Raw genomic sequence first — 22,970 nt, 5'->3', positions numbered from 1 at the left:
CCCTCTGGACGAGCCGCCCGGTGCGGATCGCCCGACGGGTCGTGGGAGGAACACTCGAAGACGGCATGACACAGGCGGGCAACCTTGCCTTCCTCTCGATGCTTACCTTGTTTCCCTTCTTCGTGCTCGTGGGTGCCATTGCCGGCGCCTTCGGACGCTCGCTCGACACGCTGAGGTTCATACGCAGCTTTCTCGAGACCGTCCCGCCGCGCGTTGCCGACTATCTGGCCGAACCGATCGGGGCGCTGCTGCGCGAATCCTCGGGCGGCCTGCTGACGATCTCACTCGTCGTCGCGCTCTGGACGACGGCGAGCTATGTCGAGACCATTCGCTTCATCCTCTACAAGGCCTACGGCTTCACCGCCGTTCGCCCGATCTGGCAGCGCCGGCTGCTTAGCTTTGGCATCATCATCGGCAGCGTCGTCCTGATGGTCGTCGCCTTCGCGCTGCAGTTCATTCTGGCGGGTGTGCAGGAATTCATCCTGCAGGTTCTCCCCGCAATGGACACCAGCCTTCTCACGGGTCTCCGCCTGGGGCCGATGGTCGCCCTGTTCGCGGCGCTCTACCTGCTCTTCGTTTCGCTGACACCGCGCGAATATCGCTCTCGCTATCCAAAGTGGCCGGGCGCTCTGGCGACAGCGGCGATCTGGATCGGGGCGTCGAATCTCCTGCCTTGGTTCCTCGCCAATTTTTCCAATACCGACCGCTTCTACGGGCCGCTTGCGGGCGTTATCGTCACGCTGATCTTCTTCTTCGTCGTCGGGATTGCATTCATTGTCGGCGCGTATCTGAACGCCGCACTGGCATTGGGGGGCGATCGCAAGCTAGATGCGGGCGGCAAGACCGAACATGAACGAGAAGCCGTAAGAGGGGTCGGATGACCGGATTGATGACAGGCAAGCGCGGACTGGTCATGGGCCTCGCCAATGACCGCTCACTGGCCTGGGGCATTTCAAAGAAGCTCCATGAGCAGGGCGCAGAACTCGCATTCTCCTATCAGGGCGAGGCCCTGAAGAAACGCGTGGCGCCGCTGGCCGAGCAAGTCGGCAGCGATTTCCTGATCGAATGCGACGTAAGCTCGATGGAGGCGCTCGACCGCGCCTTCGACGACCTCGCGGCGCGGTGGGAAACCATCGACTTCCTGGTTCATGCCATCGGTTTTTCCGACAAGTCGGAACTGCGCGGTCTCTATCTCGACACCAGCCTCGACAACTTCCTCAACACGATGAACGTGTCGGCCTACAGCTTCACCGCCTGTGCCAAACGCGCCATGCCGATGATGCCGAACGGCGGCAGCCTGCTGACGCTCTCCTATTACGGCGCCGAAAAGGTCGTGCCGCACTACAATGTGATGGGCATTGCCAAGGCTGCACTGGAAACCAGCGTCAAATATCTCGCCAACGATCTCGGCCCGCAGAATGTGCGCGTGAACGGAATCAGCGCGGGGCCGATCCGAACCCTCGCCGCGTCGGGCATCGGCGACTTCCGCTACATCCTGAAATGGAACGAGCTGAATTCGCCGCTGAAACGGAACGTGACGATCGAGGATGTCGGCGGTGCGGGCCTGTACCTGCTCAGCGACCTGTCATCGGGCGTCACCGGCGAAATTCATCATGTCGATGCCGGCTATCACACCGTCGGGATGAAGCGCGAGGACGCGCCGGACATCGCGCTCGACTGATTGCATCACTGGTGAAGTAACCGGCACACCTTCCACGATCTCTGGCGGCGCGTGCCCGGCAAGCCCCCGTCTCATGACTATCCTTGCGTGCATCATGTGCGCCGGTAAGGCCTTGCCCGCGTGACCCCCGACCTGACCATATTCGCCCATGAGGGCTGGCTGACCGAATGGGCCGGTGCCGCGCTGTTCGGCTCGCTTGCCGTGGCGCTAGCGCTGCTCCTCCATGCCGCCCTCTACCGGGTGCTCCTCCGACTGGCCCGCGGCAGCTCGATCGATTCCGACGAACTGGTCGTTGCGAAAATCGGCAGGCCGCTGCGCTGGGCATTGGTTGCCGTCGCCATCGCCTATACGGCGCAGGAAGTACCGGCCCTGGCAGCCATCTGGGCCCGTATCGGCGGCGTTGTGGTGCCCGCCATCGCCGGGTGGTTCATGATCGCGATCCTGAAGGCGTTCGCCGGCGTGGCCCAGGTGCGCACCGGTCTGCGGTCGGCCGACCAGCTTACGGCGCGCCGCCGCCAGACGCGCATCGGCATCCTGTCGCGCCTGGCGACCTTCGTCGTCGTCATGATCACCATCGCCCTTATGCTGCTGAGCATTCCCGGCGTGCGCAGCGTGGGCCTGACCCTGATCGCCTCGGCCGGTCTCGCGGGTCTTGCCGTCGGCGCCGCCGCGCAGCCTGCGCTGCGCAGCCTGATCGCCGGGATCCAGATGGCGCTGACCGAGCCCATACATATCGAGGATGTCGTCATCGTCGAAGGACGCTGGGGCTGGGTCGAAGAAATTCGCACGACCTACGTAATCCTGCGCAGCTGGGACCAGCGCCGCTTCGTCGTGCCGGTGACGAAGTTCCTAGAGGACAGCTTCGAGAGCTGGTCCTGGCCGGACGAGAAGCTGTTCGGTTCGGTATTTCTCTACGTCGACCCGGCGACCGACGTGGCGCCGCTACGCGAAGAGCTGCAACGGCTGGTCAGGAGCAACAAGCGCTGGAACGGCAAGCGCGCCGATATCATGGTCACCGACACCCAGCCCGGGAGCATGGAGGTTCGCGCGGTCGTCAGCGCAAGCGATGCCATCACCCTGTTCGACCTGCGCTGCGACGTGCGCGAAGGGCTGATGGACTTCATCCGCCGCGACATGCCGGAGGCGATCCTCCGGCACCGAGTCGAACGCCAGCTGGCGCCCGGCCTCAGTCCAGCAGATCCATCCGCATCGGCTGACTGAGCACGGCTTTGCAGTCGGCCATGCGGCGCACCGCCTCGGCAAGGCGGCTATGCTCCGTTTCGTGGGTAATCATCGCGATGAAGACGCCGCCGTCGCCCGCGTCGCCACGCTGGATCAGGCTCTCGATAGAGACATCGCAGTCGCGCAGGATCGCCGTAAGATCGGCCATGACGCCGGGTTCATCGGCCACCGCCACACGGACATAGCTGCGGCCCTTGCCGGCGTCGCTATGGGCGGGCGCCGCAGGGGCAAGGGCCGATGCGGGAACGCCGAAGGCGGGCTGCAACTCGCCGCGCGCAATGTCGATGATATCTGCCACGACCGCGCTGGCGGTCGGACCGGCACCCGCACCGGCGCCTTCGAACGTCAGCCGTCCGACGAAGTTGCCGTCTGCAACGACGGCGTTCAGCGAGCCGTCCACCTTCGCCAGCGGATGGTTCACCGGAACGAGGACCGGGTGCACGCGCTGGAACAGGCGGCCATCGTCGTAACGCGTCTCCCCAACCAGGCGAATGCGGTAGCCGAGCGCCGCCGCCCGTTCGATGTCGACCGCTTCGATCTCGCGGATGCCGCGGGTCTCCACCTCCTCGAACGAAATCTGCGTACCGAAGGCGAGGCTCGCCAGGATCGCGAGCTTGTGCGCCGCATCGATCCCGTCAATGTCGAACGTCGGATCCGCTTCCGCATAGCCGAGCGCCTGCGCCTCCTTCAGCACGTCGGCGAAGTTCGAGCCCTTCTGCTCCATCTCGCTGAGGATATAGTTGCAGGTGCCGTTGAGGATGCCGAACAGGCTGGAAATCTCGTTCGCGGCCGCACCGCCGCCGAGCGCCTTGATCACCGGGATGCCGCCCGCGACAGCCGCCTCGAATTTCAGCGGTTTGCCCGCTTCTTCCGCGAGGGTCGCAAGCTCCGCCCCATGATGGGCGATCATCGCCTTGTTCGCGCTTACGAGCCCCTTTCCTGCCTTCAGCGCTTTGCGTGCGAAAGCGATGGCCGGCCCGTCGGAGCCGCCGATCAGTTCGACCACCACATCGACATCGTCCGCTTCGGCCATCAGGCCCAGATCGTCCTGCCAGCGATAGGGCGTCAGGTCGACGCCGCGGTCCTTCTTCCGCTCGCGCGCGTTAACGGCCACGATCTCGATCGGGCGGCCCGCCCGCGCCGTAATCAGCTCCGCATTCCCCGTGAGCAGGCGCACCACGCCCGCTCCCACGGTGCCAAGGCCCGCAATGGCGATACGAAGCGGTTCGGTCATCTGGTCATGCATCCTTCGGGATCGTTGTCTCTGGCTGCGACCGAAAGCATGGAGCGCGGTATTTCAAGAGCGAAGTGAAACAATCGGCCCGAAAGCTCTGCTGCGAAACAATTTGACCTATAAAATTCTCCACGGATAATATTTTGTTTTCATTAATGTATGTTTGGGGGCCGCGATGACGGAGAGCTGGAAACAGGGATGTTCGGCCTGCCGCGACGCCCAGCCCAGCTTCGCCCTGAGAATGGCATTTCAACCGATCGTGGACGTCACGTCGCGAGAGGTATTCGCCTATGAGGCACTCGTGCGGGGCCCGAACGGCGAAGGCGCTGCACATGTCCTTGAGAATGTGTCCGAAGCGGACCGCTACGCCTTCGACCAGCAGTGCCGTGTGGCGGCCATCCGCCAGGCCGTCGATGCCGGAATTCTCGCTACGGACGCTCACCTTTCGATCAACTTCCTGCCCAACGCAGTCTATTCCCCCCTCGCCTGCATCCAGCTCACCCTGAAGACCGCCGAAGAGGTGGCGCTGCCGCAGCATCGCTTAATGTTCGAATTTTCCGAAACCGAGCGGATCGCGGACAGCGACCACATTCGCGCCATCATGAAGACCTATGCGGAAATCGGCTTCCAGACCGCGCTCGACGATTTCGGATCGGGATATGCCGGCCTGTCGCTACTTGCCGACTTTCAAACCAGTCACATCAAGCTCGACATGCACCTTGTGCGCGGAATCGACCGCGACCGGGCGCGCCAGGCCATCGTGACGTCGGTGTCGGAAATGGCCGCAAGGCTGGGGACGCTCCTGATCGCGGAGGGAATCGAGACGACCGGCGAAGCGGAGTTCCTGACCTCCGCCGGAATCACCTTGCACCAGGGCTTTCTCTACGCGCGCCCCGAGCTCGGCAAGCTTCCGCAGCCCTTTGAAGCGCGCCCAGCTAGCGCTACTCGGCCGCCTCTCGCGCCTCGCCCTTGAACAGCGCCCGGATCTGACGACCCGCCTGGCGGATGCGCTGCTCGTTCTCCACGAAGGCAATGCGCACGAAACTCTCACCGCGTTCGCCAAAGCCCACGCCCGGCGAGACCGCGACCCCGGCCTTTTCGATCAGCTCCTTGGCAAATCCCAGCGCACCGAGATGTGCAAACTGCGCCGGGACGGGCGCCCAGATATACATGCTTGCCTTCGGCACCGGCAGGTCCCAGCCCGCCCTGCCGAAGCTTTCGACAAGGACGTCGCGGCGGCGCTTGTACATTTCGCGCCGCTTCTCGATTTCCTCCTCCGGGCCGTCGAGCGCTGCCACAGCAGCCACCTGGATCGGCGTGAACGCCCCATAGTCCAGATAGGATTTCACCCGCGTCAGTGCGCCGACTAGCTGCTGGTTGCCGACGGCAAAGCCCATGCGCCAGCCGGCCATTGAAAAGGTCTTCGACATGGAGGTGAACTCCACCGCCACATCCTTCGCCCCGGGCACCTGGAGAATGGACGGCGGCGGATTGCCGTCGAAATAGATTTCGGCATAGGCCAGGTCGGAAATTACCCACAGCCCGTGATGACGCGCGAAATTGACGACGTCGTGATAGAAATCGAGGTCGACCGTCTCCGCCGTCGGGTTCGAGGGATAGCCGATGACCAGCACGGTCGGCTTCGGGACCGTGTAGCGCATCTGGTAGTCGAGGCTCTGGAAGAAATCCGGTCCCGGCGAGGTCGGGATCGACCGGATGGTGGCGCCCGCGATGATGAATCCGAACGCGTGAATGGGATAGGATGGATTGGGCGACAGGATCACGTCGCCGGGCGCGGTGATCGCCTGGGCAAGGTTGGCGAGCCCCTCCTTGGAGCCCAAAGTGACGCAAATTTCCTTGTCGTGATCCAGTTCGACGCCGAAGCGCCGCCTGTAATAGCGCGCCTGCGCCTTTCGCAGCCCCTCGATGCCGCGCGACGCGGAATAGCGATGCGCCTTCGGATCGCGTGCCACTTCGGCAAGCTTGTCGATGACATAGGCCGGAGGCGGCGTGTCGGGGTTGCCCATGCCCAGGTCGATGATGTCCTGACCGCGCGCCCGCGCCTCTGCCTTCATCCGGTTCACTTCGGCGAAGACATAGGGGGGAAGACGCTTAATGCGGTAGAAATCGTCGTTCATGGACCTGGCCGGAATCTCCGTTGCAACACCACCGGCAACCGCGCAGAACATCGGTGCCGATGGGGGAGACTAAGCGTTCCTGCAAGCGCTTGGCGAGAGAAAAGCGGGAGGCAGAGATGAACAAGGGCGAGGGAAAGTCGGACTCGGCCGGTCCAGCGTCGCCTGTGGCGGACGGAGGTGCGCCCGCCGTTCCCGACGCGACCGCCATGTTCGAACAGATGACCTACCTGGCCGGAAAGGCGCAGCAGATGATGCTGGAGTTCTGGTCGGGCGAGGAGGACCAGCCCTCTTTCGGCGCGATGCCCTTCGATCCCTTCGGTATGGCGGAGCTCTGGCCGCACCTGGGCTCCGCGCTCGTATCCGATCCCGTCCGCCTCGCGCAGATGCAGATGGACTATGTGAACGAAGCCACGCGCCTGTGGCAGGGATTTCTGACCGGCGCCAAACTTGAAAGCGGGGACCGGGACGCGCCGAAAGACAAGCGTTTCCGGGACGAGGCGTGGACGGAAATTCCGGCCTTCCAGTTCATCAAGCAGGGATATCTGCTCGCGAGCCGATACTTGATGGACGTGGTGTCAGGGGCCGAGGGACTGGACCGGAAGGAACGCGAAAAGGCGATCTTCTATACCAAGCAGTTCCTGGATGCGGCGTCGCCCAGCAACTATCTGCTCACCAATCCCGAGGTTCTGCAGGCGACGCTGGAATCGGGCGGGGAAAACCTGCTGCGCGGAACCGAGCATTTGCTCGACGATCTGAAACGCGGCCGGATGCGCATGACCGACGAGGACGCGTTCGAGGTGGGTGTGAACGTAGCGGCGACGCCGGGACAGGTGGTCTTCGAAAACCGCCTCTTCCAACTCATCCACTACGCCCCGACCACCGCCGAGACCTTTGAGATTCCGCTGCTGATCTTTCCGCCGTGGATCAACAAATTCTACATTCTGGACCTGACGGCAGAGAAGAGCTTCATCCGCTGGTGCCTCGACCAGGGCCTGAGCGTCTACATCGTCTCGTGGAAAAATGCCGACGAGAACCTGCGGGACGTCCGCCTCGACAACTATGTGGCGGAAGGGTTCCTTACCGCCATCGACAAGGTCCTGGAGGATACGGGCGCGCGGGCCGCGAACCTGATCGGCTACTGTGTCGCGGGTACGACACTTGCGGCGGTGCTGGCCTATATGGAGGCGAAGGGAACGGCGGATAAGGTCCGCAGCGCAACCTTCTTCACGGCGCAGGTCGACTTCACCGAAGCAGGCGACCTGCAGGTGTTTGTCGATGAAGGCGAACTGGAAATGATCGACGCGCTCGCCGCCGAGCACGGCTATCTCGATGGCCGCTACATGGCCACGACCTTCAACATGCTGCGTGCCAATGACCTGATCTGGAACTACGTCGTCAACAACTACCTGCTGGGGAAGGACTATTTTCCCTTCGACTTGCTCTACTGGAACTCCGACGCGACCAACGTCCCGGCCGCCTGGCACGCGGATTATCTGCGCGACCTGTACCGCGACAACAAGCTCGCCTCGCCTGGCGGAATCGAGATCGACGGAGTGCCCATCGATCTGCGGACGGTGGACATCCCCACCTATATCCAGGCGGGCAAGGAGGATCATATCGCGCCGGCGCGTTCGGTCTGGAAGCTGACCGAGCACTTCTCCGGAGAGATGCGCTTCATGCTGGCCGGCAGCGGACATATTGCCGGGGTAGTAAACCCGCCTGCGGCTAAGAAATACCAGCACTGGGTGTATGACGGCCACCTTCCCGCTTCGCTGGAGGACTTTCAGGAAAAAGCGGAGATGCACCCAGGGTCGTGGTGGCCCGACTGGCTGGAATGGATTTCGTCCCGGGCGGGAGACAAGGTGCCCGCCAGACAGCCGGGCACGGGCAAGCTGAAAGCCATCGAACCGGCACCTGGCCGTTACGTGAAGGAACGGAACGGATAGACGCCCGAAAATGCCCTGGAGCGACGGCGCCGCAGCAAAAAACCTAAGAATTCCGAAAAGAATCGGCCGCCCGGCCTTGAATGCCCACGAGAACCTGTCCTAGCTAGTTTTTCAGGGAAATCGCGGGGCGACTCGCGCAGATGGGGGAATTTGTGGCGCCTCGCCTTTGGGGGTCTTTGCGCGCGCGTTTCGCGTCGCTTTTCGTGGACCGCGAACTTTACATGCGTACCGATGGAGAGCTCCGCTTTCTGAGGATCAGCGCACGGTTTCAAAAGACGGTCGCCGCCAGCACGGCGATCCTGCTGCTCGGCTGGCTGGTCCTGTCGGGAAATCTTCTCGCCTCGCAAATTTCGATGCTTGCGGAACGCAGCAGCGTCGCTGCGATGTTGGCGGATGCGCAGCGTACCTATCGCGGCGCCGTGCGCAGGCAGAAGTCGGCAGAAGCGCTGGCAAACGATCTCGAGGCCAGGCAGCGCGCTCTGGAAGCGGTCGCCGCAGAGCATTTCGACTTACCCGGCGCTTCGCTGACCGCGCCCTCCGCGGCCGTTTCCACGAACCGCCAGAACTCGCCCGAAGCTCGCCTGAAGACATTGGAGCAGCGCCAGACTGCCTTCATTCGCCAGGTAGATCTCCTCGCTTCCGCGCGTATGCGGCGCGCCGAACGTACCATGGCCAGCCTCGGCCTTGATCCCATCAAGCTGGCGGGCAGCGGCGAAGGGACCGGCGGGCCCTATGTTCCCGGTATCGGGGTCGGCGACGATCTGCTCCGCCTCGCGGAAACGATCGAAAAGCTGGAGCGTCTCGAGCGCGCCCTTCTCTCCATTCCGTCCTTCATGCCCGCCGAGGGCGGACGACTATCGAGCGGCTACGGTCTGCGCCGCGACCCGTTTCACCGGCGCGCCGCCATGCACCAGGGGCAGGACTTCAGCGGACCGCATCGTTCCGACATTCGCGCAGCGGCAGCCGGAACGGTCATTCGCTCAGGCTGGTGGGGCGGTTACGGCCGGATCGTCATCGTCGATCATGGGCGCGGCATTCGGACCCGCTATGCGCATCTTGCCGAAACCTCCGTCCGTCGCGGCGATACCGTTGCCCGCGGCGAGACGATCGGCGCCATGGGCTCGACCGGCCGCTCCACCGGCACCCACCTGCATTTCGAAGTCAGGATCGATGGCAAACCCGTCAATCCGCGTCCCTTCCTGGAGGCCTCCGACCATGTTCTCGAAATCCAAGACCGAGCGGGCGAACGCAGACAGGAGCAAGCGGATGCCGGCTGATCCCGGTGCCTTTTCGATTCTCGGTGCCGATGTCGAAGTCACTGGAAATATCGAGGCAGCCGGTGACGTTCACATCGACGGAACGGTTCGGGGCAATGTTACCTGCCGGTCGCTGATCGTCGGCGAAAAGGGGATGATCGTCGGCGACATTACGGCCGACGACGCCAAGATATCGGGCGCCACCGAAGGAAACATCTCCGCGTCTCAGCTCGTCATCGCGGCCAGCGCGATAACGTCCGGCGAGATCGAATATGACCGGATCACCATAGAGGCGGGCGCCAGAACCGACGGTACGCTGCGCCGGCGGGACGACGACAACGGGCTGAAGCTCGTTTCCGATACAGAAGGCTGAGCCCGCAGCCGCGGCGGCCACGGTAGCCGCAGCTACCGCCTACCAAGGTTCGACCTGTGCTGGCCCGTCAGCGCGGCCGCGGCAGGTTCGGCATCGGCGTACGGCCGGGACGGTCCTTGCGCGGCTGCTGAGCCTGATAGGCCTCTGCGCAGTGCCGGTTACAATAGGGAAAGCCCGGCTCCGACTTTTCGCCGCAAAAGTGGAATTCCGGCTCGCCCGGATGCCCGATCGGCCATTTGCAGATGCGCTCGTTGAGGTCGAGCAGCGACGTCTTGTCCTTGACCTTCTCGCTGCGCGGGGCAGGCCGTAGCGGCTTCTTCGGAGCCGGACGGGGCGCAGGACGCGGGTCGTGAATCTGGATACGCGGGGCCGGCGTAGAACTCTGATCGACGTCGTTGCGCTTGGACAGCGGAACGCGCGGCTGGATCGGGAGCGAGGAATCCTCGCCCGGCGCAGGCTCGTCGGAGGGATAGGCAGGCGCGGACGCGGCCTCTGCATCGACTTCGGAAGGTGCCGACTCGGGCGCCTCGGCCGTCTTCGCCTCCTTGGCGGACGCCTTCTCGGCCTTGGCCTTTTTCTTCTTCGCCTTTTTGGGCTTTTCAGCGGCGGGCTGGGGGGCGGCCGCCGCCGCCTTGTCAGCCTTCACGGGCGAAGGCCGCTTTTCCAGACCCAGCCGGTGTGCCTTTCCGATGACGGCGTTGCGGCTGACGCCGCCAAGCTCATCCGCAATCTTGCTGGCCGGGTGGCCCTCTTCCCACATCTTCTTCAGCGTATCGATGCGTTCGTCGGTCCAGGACATACTCAGGCAATTCCTTTTGGTGAGCCGCGTCACGGCCAAGGCCGGTTGCAGCACAAATCGGGCAGGTTTAGGCGGTTCGTCATGGCCCAAGACCGTCTCTCGATGAGAAGCCGACCAGAACCCGGCGAACCGCTGATCCCGTTCATAAACTGGCGGGGACTAGCTACCCTCTACATGAAGGAGGTGCGGCGCTTCTTCAAGGTGCAGCTCCAGACTGTGTGGGCGCCCGCGATCACGACATTGTTGTTCCTGGCGATCTTCACCATCGCGCTCGGGCGCGGCGACCGCGAAGTAATGGGTTTTCCCTTCAACTCCTTCCTCGCGCCCGGCCTCATCATCATGGGCATGATCCAGAATGCCTTCGCGAACACCTCCTCCTCCCTCCTGATCGGGAAGGTGCAGGGGACCATCGTCGACGTCCTGATGCCGCCGATTTCGACTGGAGAGCTGCTCGCCAGCTACATTGCCGGCGCCGTTACGCGGGGCTTCCTGGTGGGCGCGGCCGTCTTTGGCGCGATGTGGCTGTGGCCAGGCCTGCAGCCGGTCATCCGCGAGCCCTGGGCGATTCTCTACTTCGGCGTCATGGGAACGATGCTGCTCGGCATTCTCGGTGTCCTCACCGGCCTTTGGGCCGAGAAGTTCGATCATGCCGCCGCGGTCACGAATTTCATCGTTCAGCCGCTGTCGCTTCTCTCGGGCACCTTCTACGTCATCGAGCGCCTGCCGCCGCTGTTCCAGACCATCAGCCATGCCAATCCGTTCTTCTACATCATCGACGGGTTCCGCTACGGCTTCCTCGGCACCTCGGACGGCCCCGTGCTGCAAGGCGCGCTGGTGCTTCTGGCTCTCAACCTGCTTCTCGGTGGACTGGCCTACTGGCTGCTTGCCGTGGGCTGGCGCATCAAGAACTAGCTCACCCTTTGAAATCCGGGGCGGAACAGTCATATCCGCTCTCCTGAACGACCAGCGACTGCTTTAAGGACAGCCACCCATGACCATTCCCGTGCTCATGCCGACGTACAGCCGGTGCGAAGTAGAGCCCGTCGAAGGCGACGGCGCCTATCTGATCGGGAAGGATGGAAAGCGCTATCTCGACTTCGCCAGCGGCATCGCGGTCAACTGCCTTGGCCACTCGCACCCCCACCTGATCAAGACGATCCAGGATCAGGCGGCGAAGCTGATGCATACCTCGAACCTCTATTCCGTGCCGGGACAGTGGGAACTGGCGCAGCGCCTCGTCGACCTGACCTTCGCTGACACGGTCTTCTTCACCAATTCGGGCGTCGAGGCATTCGAGTGTGCGGCAAAGACCGCCCTCGCCTATCAGCATGTGACCGGAAATACCGACCGCAGCCGCATCATCACCTTCAACAACGCCTTTCACGGCCGCTCGATCGCCGCCATTTCGGCGACCGGCAGCGAGAAGCTGCGGGTTCCTTTCGAGCCCCTGCCCGACTGGTCCGATCACGCGCCCTTCAACGACCTCGACGCGGTGAAGGCCCTGATCAGCGACAAGACGGCGGGCATCATGGTCGAACCCATTCAGGGCGAGGGCGGCATCCTGCCCGCCACGCAGGAGTTCCTTCAGGGCCTGCGCGACCTGTGCGACGAGCATCACCTGATGCTGATCTTCGACGAGGTTCAGTGCGGCGTGGCCCGCACCGGCACCTTGTTCGCCTATGAACAATATGGCGTCACGCCGGACATCATGGCGATCGCGAAGGGCATTGGCGGCGGCTTCCCGCTGGGCGCATGTCTGGCGAGCGAAAAGGCAGCCGTCGGCATGACCGTAGGTACGCACGGGTCGACCTATGGCGGCAACCCCCTCGGTATGGCCGCCGGACAGGCCGTGCTCGACGTGGTGGCGGAACCCGACTTCCTGGAGCAGGTGCGCGAGAAGGGCGAGCGGCTGCGCCAGGCGCTGGAACAGTTCATCCCGAACCACGACGACCTGTTCGAAAGCGTGCGGGGACGCGGGCTGATGCTGGGCGTGCGTATGACCGAGGCTTCGCGCCCCTTCGTGAACTTCGCGCGCCAGTACGGCATTCTGCTCGTGGCGGCAGGCGACAATGTCGTCCGGGTGCTGCCGCCGCTCAATATAGAGGAAGAGCATATCCGCGAATGCGTGGAAAAGCTCTCCACGGTGGCGAACGCCTATCGCGAGGCCAAGAAGACCGGCGACGTGCCCGCCTGACATGCCGCATTTTCTCGACCTCGAGCCGCTCGGTCCCGAAGCGGTACGGAAGATCGTCGACGAGGCGCACCGCCGGAAGGCCGCGCGGGCGGGCCGGCCGAAAGGTGGCGCCGACGATGACGCTCCGCTCGACGGACATGTCCTGGCCTCGATTTTCGAAAAGACGTCGACGCGGACGCGGCTGTCCTTCGAGATGGCGATGCGCCAGCTCGGCGGCAGCGCGATCACCATGGCCACGGGCGACATGCAGATCGGCATCGGCGAAACGATCGAGGATACCGCGCGCGTGCTATCGCGCTTCGTCGATGTCGTGCAGTTGCGGACGGATCGGCACGACAAGCTCCTTCGTCTCGCGGAGAAGGCCGATGTGCCCGTCATCAACGGGCTGACCGACGACTCCCATCCCTGTCAGATCCTCGCCGACGTGATGACGGTTGAGGAACGCCGCGGTGCTCCGGTCGAAACGGCTGTCTGGGCATGGCTGGGCGATGGCAACAATGTCTGCCAGTCGCTGATCGAAGCGGCCGGACTGTTCGGCTTCACGCTGCGACTGTCGGTCCCTGCCGCCTACGACCCCGACCCCGCCTATGCGGCCGCCGCGGAAGCGCGCGGGGGAAAGATCGACGTCGTGCGAAATCCGCTCGAAGCGGCGCATGGGGCCGACGTGGTAGTGACCGATACCTGGGTGTCGATGGGCGACAAGGACCGCAATCGCAGGCTGGTCGCACTGTCGCCCTATCAGGTGACCGAGGAGGTCATGGCCGCAGCAGCGCCGGATGCGACCTTCCTGCACTGCCTGCCTGCCCACCGCGGCGAGGAAGTCGTCGATGCCGTAATCGACGGACCGAATTCCGCCGTCTTCGACGAGGCAGAGAACCGCGTCCATGCGCAGAAGGCCATCCTGCTCTGGTGTCTGGGCAAGCTCTGATGGAATTTGCGGGCGGAATAGAACTGGACCAGCGGACCGAGGATATCGTCCTTGGCTTCACCATCCCGGCCCGGTCGGGCCGCGGGCGCCTGATGCGCCTGGGCGACTCGCTGAACGTCGTGCTGTCCGCGCACGACTATCCGCCGCGACTTGCGAAACTCCTTGGCGAGGCAATCATCCTGACGGGACTGATCGGCTCCGCGCTGAAAGGAAATGAGGGGCAGACGACGGTCCAGGCCCGCGCCGAGGGCGGCCTGGTCGACCTCCTGGTCTGCGACTACCGGGCGGGCGAAGTGCGCGGCTATCTCAGCTTCGAGCCGGAGGCCGCGGATTTGCCCGAGGGCGCGCCGCTGTCGGAGATTTTCGGAACGGGCTATCTGGCCGTCACGATCGACCCGTCCGACGGACGGGAGCGATATCAGGGTATCGTCGACCTGAAGGGCGACACCCTTGCCGAAGCCGCCGAGCGCTATTTCCAGTCCTCGGAACAGATTCCGACGATTTTACGTGCCGACGTGCGCTTCGGCGCCGATGGCTGGCACGCCGGCGGCATGCTGTTGCAGCATCTCGGCCGCAAGGAAGAGGGCGGCCCCCGCCTGCACGTCGAGAATGAGCGCGAGGACTGGGCTCATCTGGAAGCGCTCGGATCGACCGTCACGGCGGAGGAACTGTCCGATCCCGGCCTCACCTTCCCCGAACTGCTGTGGCGGCTGTTCAACGAAGACGAGGTCCGCATCATTCCTCCGGTGCCCATTTCCCGCGGATGCCGCTGTTCGGTCCCGATGATCGAAGAACGGCTCTCCACCCTGCCCGGCGACCAGAAAGCCGAGATCCGGGACGAAGATGGGCTGGTTCGCGTGGACTGCGAATTCTGCTCGCGTCAGTTCGCGGTCCGCGTCTAGCCGGCCTGTTCGCGGCGCATTAGGCGCCATCCCGCGATCCCGCATGCCAGAATGCCCAGATTTCCCGCGAAATCGAGCAGCATCCACAGGGTGAACATTTCGCGCTGAAACAGGAAATACCAGTTAAAGACAAAGAAGGGCACCGAGCCGACGATCCCGAAGACCAGGAAGGTCACTGCCCTGAATTCGGCGAACCAGATGACGGTGCCGCAAAGCATCGCCTGAGCGCCGAAACATCCCAGAAGCAGGTTCGTCGTCGCGTCGTTGTGGCGATAGTCCGGTCGCAGCGACAGCTCTTCGACCACGCCTGGAAACAGCAGGCACCAGCCGCCCAGGAGCAGGAAGATCAGCGCGAGACACCGCTGTATGACGCGCGGGCTCATACCCCCGACTTCGCCAGCGCCCGGTCAAGATCGTCGATCAGGTCGAGCGGATCTTCCAGGCCGATGGAGAGGCGCAGCATCCCCTCGGTAATCCCCATCTCGGCGCGGCCTTCCTCGCCGACCCCATAATGGGTCGTGGACGCCGGATGCGTCATCAGCGTACGGCTGTCGCCGATATTGTTGGAGATGTCGATCAGCTCGAGCGCATTAAGAAATGCATGGGCCTGCTCGCGGCCGCCGTCGAGAAAGAGCGACATGATCGTTCCGCCGGCCGACATCTGCTGCATCGCCAGGTCATGCTGCGGATGGCTCGATAGCCCCGGGTAGAGCAATGTGGGAATGCGTTCGTCCAGGAAGGCCGCAACCGTCTTCGCGTTCTCCGACTGATACCGGACGCGCAGGTCGAGCGTTTCCAAGCTTTTCAGGACAACCCATGCGTTGAACGGGGAGAGGTTCGGTCCGGTGTTGCGCTGGAACGGCAACAGTTCGTCGTTCACGAACTCCTCGCTTCCCAGGACCGCCCCGGCCAAAACCCGGCCCTGCCCGTCCATCATCTTCGTCGCCGAATAGGTCACGATGTCGGCGCCGAATTCCAGCGGCCGCTGCAGGATGGGCGTCGCGAAGGCATTGTCGACGACCAGCCGCGCCCCGACGTCATGCGCAATATCCGCCACTGCGCGCATATCGACGATGTCCATCGTCGGGTTTGCCGGTGTTTCCAGCCAGCAGACCTTGGTATTCTCTCGGACCGAGGCAGCCCAGGCGTCGGTATCGCGGCCATCTATGATGGTAACCTCGACGCCGAAGCGCGGCAGAAGGTCGGTCATCAGCCAGCGGCAGGAGCCGAACAGGGCCCCGGCGGACACGACATGGTCGCCGGCGGAAAGCTGGCATTGAAGCGCGGCCGTCATCGCGGCCATGCCGCTCGCCTGCACGCGGCACGCTTCGGCGCCTTCCATCAGGCACAAGCGCTCTTCCAGCATCGCCACGGTCGGGTTCTGAAGGCGCGAATAGGTCATTCCGGGATCGTCACCCCGGAACCTCGCCGCTGCGGTCTCCGCCTCGTCATAGGAATAGCCCGAGGTCAGGAAGATCGCTTCGGAGGTCTCGCCGAACTCGCTGCGCATGGTGCCGCCGCGCACGCGCTGGGTCGCTGGGCGCCAGCTTCGGGTGGTATCTCTATCGGTGCCGGTCTTCGGTTTCATGGCGCCCTAGCTGCCTTGGGTCGACGTGACGGTCAATCGCGCTAGGTGTAGCGGCCGATCCGCCTCGACTAGGAGGCCACGTCATTCCAAAAGGGGTATGTATCATGGACGTCAATTCGCTCTTCAGTCTCGAAGGCAAGACCGCTCTCGTCACCGGCGGCTCGCGCGGTATCGGCCGCATGATCGTCGAGGGATTCCTCGGCGCAGGCGCAAAGCGCGTCTACATCACTGCCCGCAAGATCGAGCAGGTGACCGCCGCTGCAGAGGAGATGGGAGACCGCGTCGTTGCGATCCCGATGGACATCTCCACGCTGGAAGGCTGTGAAAGGCTGGCGAAAGAAATCGCCGAGCGGGAAGACAAGCTCGACATCCTCGTCAACAATGCCGGTGCGGCGTGGGGCGCCGACTATCTGGAGTTTCCCGAACAGGGCTGGGACAAGGTCATGGACCTGAACGTGAAGTCGCTCTTTTTCCTGACGAAGGCGCTTCACGGCCCGCTGACGGCCGCGGCCAGTTCGCAGGAACCTGCAAAGGTGGTGAACATCGCCTCGATCGACGGCATGCGCCTGAATTCTATGGAAACCTACTCCTATCAGGCATCGAAAGCGGCGGTCATCCAGCTGACGAAGCGCATGGCGGCCCGGCTGGTCTCCGATAATGTCTATGTGAACGCCATCGCCCCCGGCGCCTTCGCCAGCGACATGAACCGCGCGGCGCGCGACCACGGCGATGCGCTCTCGGGCGGCATTCCCGCCGGCCGTATCGGAGAAGCCGAAGACATGGCTGCGGCCGCCATCTATCTGGCCTCGCGCGCGGGCGATTATGTCATCGGCCACACGGTCGTCGTCGATGGCGGGCTGGTCCACGCGGCACTGCCAACCGCCGGCCCCAGCTGAGGCCGCCCACACACGAAACTTCGGGCCTCTTCCGCCGTTGAATGGCAGGAAAAACAACCCATTGGGAGAGGCCCGCATGAGCGACCGCAAAACCGATCAAACGACTCCGCCGGGCAAGCTGACGCCGGATCCGAAGAAGGGCTCCGACGGCAGCAAGCCGCAGCAGCAGCGGAACTTCGTGCCCAATCCGCGCGAAAAGAGCGACTGAGAGAAGGGGGGACAGAGAAGTCCCCCTTCGTCCCCCCTCGACGTCCGGAACCTATTCCTCGCTGGGTGCCCGGAACAGGTGACCCCGTTCCGTGATCGTGACGATCACCAGTGTCCCGATGCCAAGTGTCAGAAACCCCGTGATGACCGGGATGACCGTGCCGTCATAGTGGCTGCCGATAAAATAGCCGAAGCCCGCCGCGATGGTGGTCGTGGCGAAGCCGAAGGCGGCACTCGCCGTGCCTGCGATATGGCCAAGCGGCTCCATGATGATCGCATTGAAGTTCGCGCCGATAAAGCCGAAACTTGCGAACATCAGGGCAAACAGCGGGAAGAAGATCAGGAGCTTCTGACCGAAAATCAGCATTGCCGCCAACAGCAGGGCGGAAAAGATGATGAACGCGAACATTGCCGCGTGGCTGATCCGCCGCATGCCGAACCGTTCAACCAGCCGTGAATTGGTCAGGCTCGCGATCGACATCGTCAGCGCCACTCCGGCAAACCAGAGAACGAAGGTATCCTCCTGGCCGAACACCTCTCGGAAGACCTGCTCGGACGAGCCGATGAAGCCGAACAAGGCACCGAAAATGACCCCGCTGCCTACAATATATCCCCGCGCAAGCGGGTTGGCGAAGACCGCGCGGTAGGAGGCGAGCGACCCGGCAATGCTGAGTGGCTGCCGGCGGTCTTCCGGCAAGGTTTCGGGCAGACGCCGCTCGACCCACAGAAACCCGCCGAGGCCCGCCACGAGCAGGATTCCGAACGTGCCCTGCCAGGGCAGGACGAACAGGATCAGTTGGCCGATGCTCGGCGCAAGGATCGGTACGATCATGAACACCGTCATCACCAGCGACATGATGCGGGCCATGCCGCGGCCCGCGTGAATGTCGCGAATGACTGAAACGGCGATCACGCGGATGCCTCCCGCCGCGATCCCCTGCAGAAAGCGTGCGGCCAGAAGACCCGGGAACGAGATTGCCAGCATGCACAGCGCCGCGACGGCGGCATAGGCAAGAAGGCATATCCTGAGGACCGACTTGCGCCCGAACCTGTCGGACAACGGCCCGAAGATGATCTGCGGAGCGCCGAAGCCCGCCACATAGGCGAAGATGACAAGCTGCTGCCGGTTTGCGCCCTCGCCTTCGGTCGGGAGCGAAAAGGCTTCCGCGATATTGTGAAGCGCGGGCAGCATGACGTCGATGGCCAGCGCGTTCAGCGCCATCAGAAACGCCACAAGCGCAACGAGTTCGACAGTGCCCAGCGCGCCGACAAGACGCGGCGGCGGCGGTAAATCAGTATTTGGGTTCATTCGGCGGGTTGAGTGCCTGCAGTGCGATCGGAAAGCTGTTCCTCGAGCCGGCGGGTCACGGCTTCGGGACTGGAGGTGCCGCGTGCCAGAAGCCAGTAGAAGGCCGGGATCACGAAGAGGGTGAGCAGCGTCGAAATCGCGACGCCCCAGACAATGACAGTGCCGATGGCTTGCCGGCTTTCCGCCCCCGCCCCGACAGCCAGCATCAGCGGCACGGCGCCGGCGACGGTCGCGATCGACGTCATCATGACCGGACGCAGCCGGCGTTTGGCGGCGTCGACGATGGCGCGCTCGAACTCCACCCCTTCGTCGCGCAACTGGTTCGCGAATTCGACGATCAGGATTCCGTTCTTCGCTGCGAGGCCGACCAGCATCACGAGGCCGATCTGCGAGTAGATGTTGAGGCTGCCGCCCATGACCAGCAGGCCGACGATCCCGCCCCCGACGGCCAGCGGAACGCCGAGCACGATCACCAGCGGACTTATGAAACTTTCGAACTGCGCGGCGAGCACCAGGTAGACCAGAATGATCGTGAAGCCGAGGACCATCCAGATGGAGCCTCCCGTCTGGCGCAGGGCCCTGCTTTCGCCCTCATAGCCGATGGCGATCACCTCAGGCAGGTCGGCCGCCTCCTGTTCCAGGAACGTCAACGCCTCGCCCAGGGACGCCCCGTCGGACAGCGTTCCGCGCAGCGTGATGGCGCGCAGCTTGTTGAAGCGGTTGAGCTCGCCGGACTCGGCGCGGCTGTTGAGAGTGACCAGCGCAGACAGGGGGACCACCTGCCCCTCGCGGCCGCGAACATAGACACCGCCGAGATCCTGCGGCGTCACCCGATCCTCCGGCTCTGCCTGCAGGATCACGTCATACTCCTCGCCGCGGTCGACATACGTGCCGGTCTGGCGCGAGCCCATCATGGTTTCGAGCGTGCGGCCGATATCCTGCACCGACACGCCGAGGTCGGCGGCGCGGACCGTGTCGACATCCACGATCAGCTGCGGACGGGTTTCCTCATAGTCGCTTTCCAGCGTCGCGATGCCCGGAAACTCGGCCGCGCGGTCGAACAGGACGTCGCGCGCCCGCTGCAGTTCCTCATAGGTATCGCCCGCGATCACGAACTCGATGGGCTCCCCGCCCCTGCCCCCAAGACCGCCGGCGGGATAGACGCTCGCCTGCGCCTCCGGATAGGGAGCCAGCAGCTCTCTCAGTCGCTGGGCCGTCTCCGCGGTCGTGGCCGTGCGATGCTCCCAAGGCTTCAGGAAGATGATCAGGCGCCCGTCGGAAAAGTCGCCGGACGGTCCCCAGGAGCCCGGCGCGCGCAGCAAGACCCGCCGCAGCGGCATCTCTGGATCGGTATTTTCCTCGTCGATCAGGGGCATCGTCATGTCCTTGACGTCCTCCATCACCGAAACGAGCTTCTCCCACCCGGCACCCTCGGAAATATTTACGCTGCCGTACAGGAAGCCGGTGTCCTCCTGCGGCGCGAGTTCCTGCTGCAGATTCTCGAAGGCGAAGAAGGCGGCGATGCCCACCAGGCTGAGCGCGACGGCTCCGACCGGAAGCGGTTTCTTCACGAGGCGCGACAGCACACTTTCATAGCGGCCATTCAGCCGTTCGAAATTGCGGTCGACGAAGCGGGTCAGGCCCGTGGCTCCGCCGCCGCGCATCAGGATCTTCGAGCACATGACGGGTATCAGCGTCAGCGCGGTAAAGGTCGAGATCGACACCGACACGATCATGGCGACGGCAAGTTCACGGAACAGCAGGCCGGTATTGCCCGGCAGGAACATCAGCGGGATGAACACCGCGATCGTCACCGCCGTAGTCGCAAGCACCGCGAACCCGACCTGGCGCGCTCCGGAATAGGCGGCGAGCAGCCTCCGCTCCCCCTGCTCGATCCTGTGATAGATATTCTCCAAGACAACGATGGCATCGTCGACGACAAGCCCGATCGCCATGACGAGGGCGAGCAGGGTGAGGAGGTTGATGGAAAGGCCCAGCAGCCAGAGCACGAAAAACGTGCCGATCAGGCTGACCGGAACCGTCACGGCCGGAATGACGGTCGCGCGCACCGAGCCCAGGAACAGGTAGATGACGAGCACCACCAGCACGGCAGCGATCAGCAGCGTTTCCCATACATTCTCGATGGCGGCGGCGATGAAGACCGAGCTGTCCCAGGAGACGGCCAGTTCGACCCCCTCGGGAAGCAGATGCTCTACCTCGGCAAGCCGCGCTTTCACGTCGTTCGCGACCTGCAGCGTGTTGGCCCCCGACTGGCGTACAATGCCCATCCCGACGCCCGGTTCGCCGTTCGAGCGGAAATAGTCGTACTGGTCGGCAGCGCCGAGTTCGACGCGGGCAACGTCGCCGAGCCGCAGCAGCGACCCGTCCTCTCCCCGGCGCACGACGAGGCCGCGAAAGTCCTCGACCGACTGGTAGGCACGCGCGATGCGCACCGTCAGGTTCGCGTTGGCCGACTCCACCCGTCCCGCCGGCAGTTCGACATTTTCGCGCCGCAGCGCGCCTTCGATATCGGCCGGGGTCAGGCGGTAGGCGGCCATCGACTCGCGGTCCAGCCAGATACGAATGGCGGGGCGCTCACCGCCTCCGCGTACGCGCGCAACGCCGTCGATGGACGAAAACCGGTCTATGAGCACCCGGTCGACATAGTCCGCGAGCCACAGCGGATCGCGGTCGGGGGCCGTTACGTTCAGCCACATGATCGGCCGCGCATCGCTGTCGACCTTGTTCACTTCCGGCGGGTCAGCCTCCTCCGGCAAGTTGTCGAGAGCGCCCGACACCCGGTCCCGAATGTCGTTCGCAGCACTGTCGACATCGCGGGAGGGGCTGAATTCGATGGTAACGTCGCCGCGGCCGTCGCTGCTGGAGGACCTGATGGTCTCGATCCCCTCGACCCCCGCGATGCGGTCCTCGAGAAGCTGGGTGATGCGTGTTTCCACGACAGACGCCGCTGCGCCCGGATAATTCACATCGACCGACACGATGGGCGGATCGATGGCGGGATATTCGCGGACGGGAAGCTGGAAATAGCCGACGAACCCCGCCAGCACGAGCAATAGCGAGAGAACAACCGCGAAAACCGGCCGCTTTACCGAGACGTCGGAGAGTTTCACGGACCGGAAGCCTCCAGCCCAGATCCGACACCGCCGCCGCCGCCGCTGCGCCGCGTTTCTTCCGGGAAGTTTGCGCTCACCGGCGAATCGTCGCGCACCTTTACGGTGCCGTCGGCGACGATCCGGTCGCCTGCCTGCAGCCCGCCGAGCACCTCGACCTGACCGTCCTGGCGAAGGCCGGTCTCGATCGCCGTCCGCCGCGCAATACCATTCTCGTCGATCCGAAAGACGAACTGCTGGTCGCCCTGCGCGATCAGCGCGGTTTCCGGCACTGCCAGACTGCGCCGTTCTTCCGAAACGACGTCGACGGACAGCAGCATGCCGGGGCGCAGGCGCCGCTCCGGATTGGGCAGGACCGCGCGAACCGTGACCGAGCGTGACAGCGGGTCGACTACAGGATCTATCGTATCGATCTGGCCCCTGAACAGCTCCGAAGGATAAGCGGCAGCGGTCGCCTCGATCGGCTGACCTTCCTCGATGGAAGAGAGGAACTGTTCCGGCACCGTGAAATCGAGCTTGATGCGTGAGATATCGCTCAGGGTGGCGATGGGACTGCCCGCATTGACGATCGCCCCTTCGGAAATCGTCCGCAGGCCCAGAACGCCGGAAAAGGGAGCGCGAATGACGCGGTCGCCGATTCGCGAGCGGATGGCGGATGCGTCGGCACGGGCGGCGTCGCGCGCGGCGATCTGTTCTTCCAGGCTTGCCCGCGTGGCAAAGCCCCGGTCCGAAAGCTCTTCGAGACGGTCGAGCTGCTGCTGCGCCTGACGCGCGCGCGCCTCGATCGCGGCGAGGTCGGCCGACTCTTCTCCGCGAGAAAGCTGGGCGATGACCGCGCCTTCGCTAACCCGCTCCCCGTCATTGAAATATAGCCGTTCGATACGCTCGGTAACCGGAGCCGTCAGGACCGTCTGTTCATCGGCATAGGCCGTCCCGACAGCCTCGATCGCGCTTGAAAAGGACGCTTCGTCGACCACGCAGCCGACCACGATCGCCGCCTCGTTGCCCCCCATCTGGCCGTCGTCGTCGCTGCCGCCGCATGCAGCCAGACCGAGAAGGCACAGAATCGAAAACGCCTGCAAGCGCAGCGCCCTGTTCAAATTCTTCCTCATCTGCATCTCGGAATCCCGCAACGACCTACCCGGT

The 22,970-nt window shown here is 64.0% G+C and carries 21 protein-coding genes; 13 read left to right on the top strand and 8 right to left on the bottom strand.

The window, feature by feature from the left end:
- Window positions 1-65: 65 nt before the first annotated feature.
- The 3 genes from KCN53_RS13910 (at window position 66) to KCN53_RS16205 (ending at window position 2,902) form a co-directional block, all read left to right on the top strand.
- Window positions 66-881, top strand: a complete 816-nt coding sequence (locus tag KCN53_RS13910; RefSeq protein WP_088713622.1) for a YihY/virulence factor BrkB family protein — start codon at window positions 66-68, stop codon at window positions 879-881.
- Complete coding sequence (gene fabI, locus KCN53_RS13905) at window positions 878-1,681, top strand: enoyl-ACP reductase FabI (protein ID WP_088713623.1); 804 nt, start codon at window positions 878-880, stop codon at window positions 1,679-1,681. The genes KCN53_RS13910 and fabI overlap by 4 nt, the downstream gene beginning before the upstream one ends.
- Before the next feature lie 120 nt (window positions 1,682-1,801).
- Window positions 1,802-2,902 (top strand): mechanosensitive ion channel family protein, encoded by a 1,101-nt coding sequence (locus KCN53_RS16205; protein ID WP_088713624.1) that lies wholly within the window; start codon window positions 1,802-1,804, stop codon window positions 2,900-2,902.
- Here the strand turns inward: KCN53_RS16205 and KCN53_RS13895 are convergent.
- Window positions 2,868-4,157: a homoserine dehydrogenase gene (locus KCN53_RS13895; protein WP_088713625.1), complete on the bottom strand. Its 1,290-nt coding sequence runs from the start codon at window positions 4,155-4,157 to the stop codon at window positions 2,868-2,870. The genes KCN53_RS16205 and KCN53_RS13895 overlap by 35 nt on opposite strands.
- A 175-nt stretch (window positions 4,158-4,332) precedes the next feature.
- Between KCN53_RS13895 and KCN53_RS13890 the strand changes: the two genes are divergently transcribed.
- The gene (locus KCN53_RS13890) at window positions 4,333-5,130 is read left to right on the top strand and encodes an EAL domain-containing protein (protein WP_317988434.1); all 798 of its coding nucleotides are present in this window, start codon (window positions 4,333-4,335) and stop codon (window positions 5,128-5,130) included.
- On the opposite strand, the gene KCN53_RS13885 is transcribed toward KCN53_RS13890, so the two are convergent.
- On the bottom strand, window positions 5,099-6,295 hold the full coding sequence (locus KCN53_RS13885; protein ID WP_088713756.1) for an LL-diaminopimelate aminotransferase: 1,197 nt from the start codon (window positions 6,293-6,295) through the stop codon (window positions 5,099-5,101). The genes KCN53_RS13890 and KCN53_RS13885 overlap by 32 nt on opposite strands.
- Window positions 6,296-6,501: 206 nt before the next feature.
- On the opposite strand from KCN53_RS13885, the gene KCN53_RS13880 reads away from it, so the two are divergent.
- The 3 genes from KCN53_RS13880 to KCN53_RS13870 all read left to right on the top strand — a co-directional run bounded on the left by KCN53_RS13880 (window position 6,502) and on the right by KCN53_RS13870 (window position 9,870).
- Window positions 6,502-8,241 carry a PHA/PHB synthase family protein gene (locus KCN53_RS13880; protein ID WP_088713757.1) on the top strand — a complete coding sequence of 580 codons (1,740 nt, stop codon included), beginning with the start codon at window positions 6,502-6,504 and terminating at the stop codon, window positions 8,239-8,241.
- Window positions 8,242-8,444: 203 nt separating this feature from the next.
- On the top strand, window positions 8,445-9,518 hold the full coding sequence (locus KCN53_RS16200) for a M23 family metallopeptidase (protein ID WP_224199742.1): 1,074 nt from the start codon (window positions 8,445-8,447) through the stop codon (window positions 9,516-9,518).
- Complete coding sequence (locus tag KCN53_RS13870) at window positions 9,508-9,870, top strand: bactofilin family protein (protein WP_172406325.1); 363 nt, start codon at window positions 9,508-9,510, stop codon at window positions 9,868-9,870. Before KCN53_RS16200 ends, KCN53_RS13870 begins: the two co-directional genes overlap by 11 nt.
- Before the next feature lie 67 nt (window positions 9,871-9,937).
- Here the strand turns inward: KCN53_RS13870 and KCN53_RS13865 are convergent, their stop codons facing one another.
- The gene (locus KCN53_RS13865) at window positions 9,938-10,669 is read right to left on the bottom strand and encodes a GcrA family cell cycle regulator (RefSeq protein ID WP_088713628.1); all 732 of its coding nucleotides are present in this window, start codon (window positions 10,667-10,669) and stop codon (window positions 9,938-9,940) included.
- Window positions 10,670-10,771: 102 nt separating this feature from the next.
- Here KCN53_RS13865 and KCN53_RS13860 point away from each other — a divergent pair, with 102 nt between their 5' ends.
- The 4 genes from KCN53_RS13860 (at window position 10,772) to hslO (ending at window position 14,693) form a co-directional block, all read left to right on the top strand.
- Complete coding sequence (locus KCN53_RS13860; protein ID WP_224199740.1) at window positions 10,772-11,581, top strand: ABC transporter permease; 810 nt, start codon at window positions 10,772-10,774, stop codon at window positions 11,579-11,581.
- Window positions 11,582-11,660: 79 nt separating this feature from the next.
- A complete protein-coding gene (locus tag KCN53_RS13855) occupies window positions 11,661-12,863 on the top strand; it encodes an aspartate aminotransferase family protein (RefSeq protein WP_088713630.1) in 1,203 nt (400 codons plus the stop codon).
- A gap of 1 nt (window position 12,864) precedes the next feature.
- On the top strand, window positions 12,865-13,791 hold the full coding sequence (gene argF / locus KCN53_RS13850; RefSeq protein ID WP_088713631.1) for an ornithine carbamoyltransferase: 927 nt from the start codon (window positions 12,865-12,867) through the stop codon (window positions 13,789-13,791).
- Window positions 13,791-14,693 carry an Hsp33 family molecular chaperone HslO gene (gene hslO / locus KCN53_RS13845; RefSeq protein WP_088713632.1) on the top strand — a complete coding sequence of 301 codons (903 nt, stop codon included), beginning with the start codon at window positions 13,791-13,793 and terminating at the stop codon, window positions 14,691-14,693. Before argF ends, hslO begins: the two co-directional genes overlap by 1 nt.
- Here hslO and KCN53_RS13840 read toward each other — a convergent pair.
- Together KCN53_RS13840 and KCN53_RS13835 are read right to left on the bottom strand one after the other, a co-directional pair.
- Entirely contained in the window at window positions 14,690-15,076 is a 387-nt protein-coding gene (locus KCN53_RS13840) for a hypothetical protein (RefSeq protein WP_088713633.1), read from the bottom strand. The two genes, hslO and KCN53_RS13840, sit on opposite strands and share 4 nt — an antisense overlap.
- Window positions 15,073-16,281: a PLP-dependent transferase gene (locus KCN53_RS13835; protein WP_088713634.1), complete on the bottom strand. Its 1,209-nt coding sequence runs from the start codon at window positions 16,279-16,281 to the stop codon at window positions 15,073-15,075. Before KCN53_RS13835 ends, KCN53_RS13840 begins: the two co-directional genes overlap by 4 nt.
- Window positions 16,282-16,385: 104 nt before the next feature.
- Between KCN53_RS13835 and KCN53_RS13830 the strand changes: the two genes are divergently transcribed.
- Together KCN53_RS13830 and KCN53_RS16075 are read left to right on the top strand one after the other, a co-directional pair.
- The gene (locus KCN53_RS13830; RefSeq protein ID WP_088713635.1) at window positions 16,386-17,177 is read left to right on the top strand and encodes an SDR family oxidoreductase; all 792 of its coding nucleotides are present in this window, start codon (window positions 16,386-16,388) and stop codon (window positions 17,175-17,177) included.
- A gap of 76 nt (window positions 17,178-17,253) precedes the next feature.
- Window positions 17,254-17,385 (top strand): hypothetical protein, encoded by a 132-nt coding sequence (locus KCN53_RS16075; protein WP_263435130.1) that lies wholly within the window; start codon window positions 17,254-17,256, stop codon window positions 17,383-17,385.
- Between the two features lie 51 nt (window positions 17,386-17,436).
- On the opposite strand, the gene KCN53_RS13825 is transcribed toward KCN53_RS16075, so the two are convergent.
- Genes KCN53_RS13825 through KCN53_RS13815 form a run of 3 tightly spaced genes read right to left on the bottom strand, consistent with a single transcriptional unit; the run spans window position 17,437 to window position 22,906 of the window.
- Window positions 17,437-18,693 (bottom strand): multidrug effflux MFS transporter, encoded by a 1,257-nt coding sequence (locus KCN53_RS13825; protein ID WP_088713636.1) that lies wholly within the window; start codon window positions 18,691-18,693, stop codon window positions 17,437-17,439.
- A complete protein-coding gene (locus KCN53_RS13820) occupies window positions 18,690-21,824 on the bottom strand; it encodes an efflux RND transporter permease subunit (RefSeq protein ID WP_088713637.1) in 3,135 nt (1,044 codons plus the stop codon). The genes KCN53_RS13825 and KCN53_RS13820 overlap by 4 nt, the downstream gene beginning before the upstream one ends.
- Complete coding sequence (locus KCN53_RS13815; protein WP_224199738.1) at window positions 21,821-22,906, bottom strand: efflux RND transporter periplasmic adaptor subunit; 1,086 nt, start codon at window positions 22,904-22,906, stop codon at window positions 21,821-21,823. Before KCN53_RS13815 ends, KCN53_RS13820 begins: the two co-directional genes overlap by 4 nt.
- Between the last annotated feature and the right edge of the window lie 64 nt (window positions 22,907-22,970).

The organism is Pacificimonas aurantium (assembly GCF_020092905.1).
Classification (GTDB): domain Bacteria; phylum Pseudomonadota; class Alphaproteobacteria; order Sphingomonadales; family Sphingomonadaceae; genus Pacificimonas; species Pacificimonas aurantium.
Note: the sequence above shows the minus strand (reverse complement) of the source record. Positions and strands in the feature narration are given on the sequence as shown.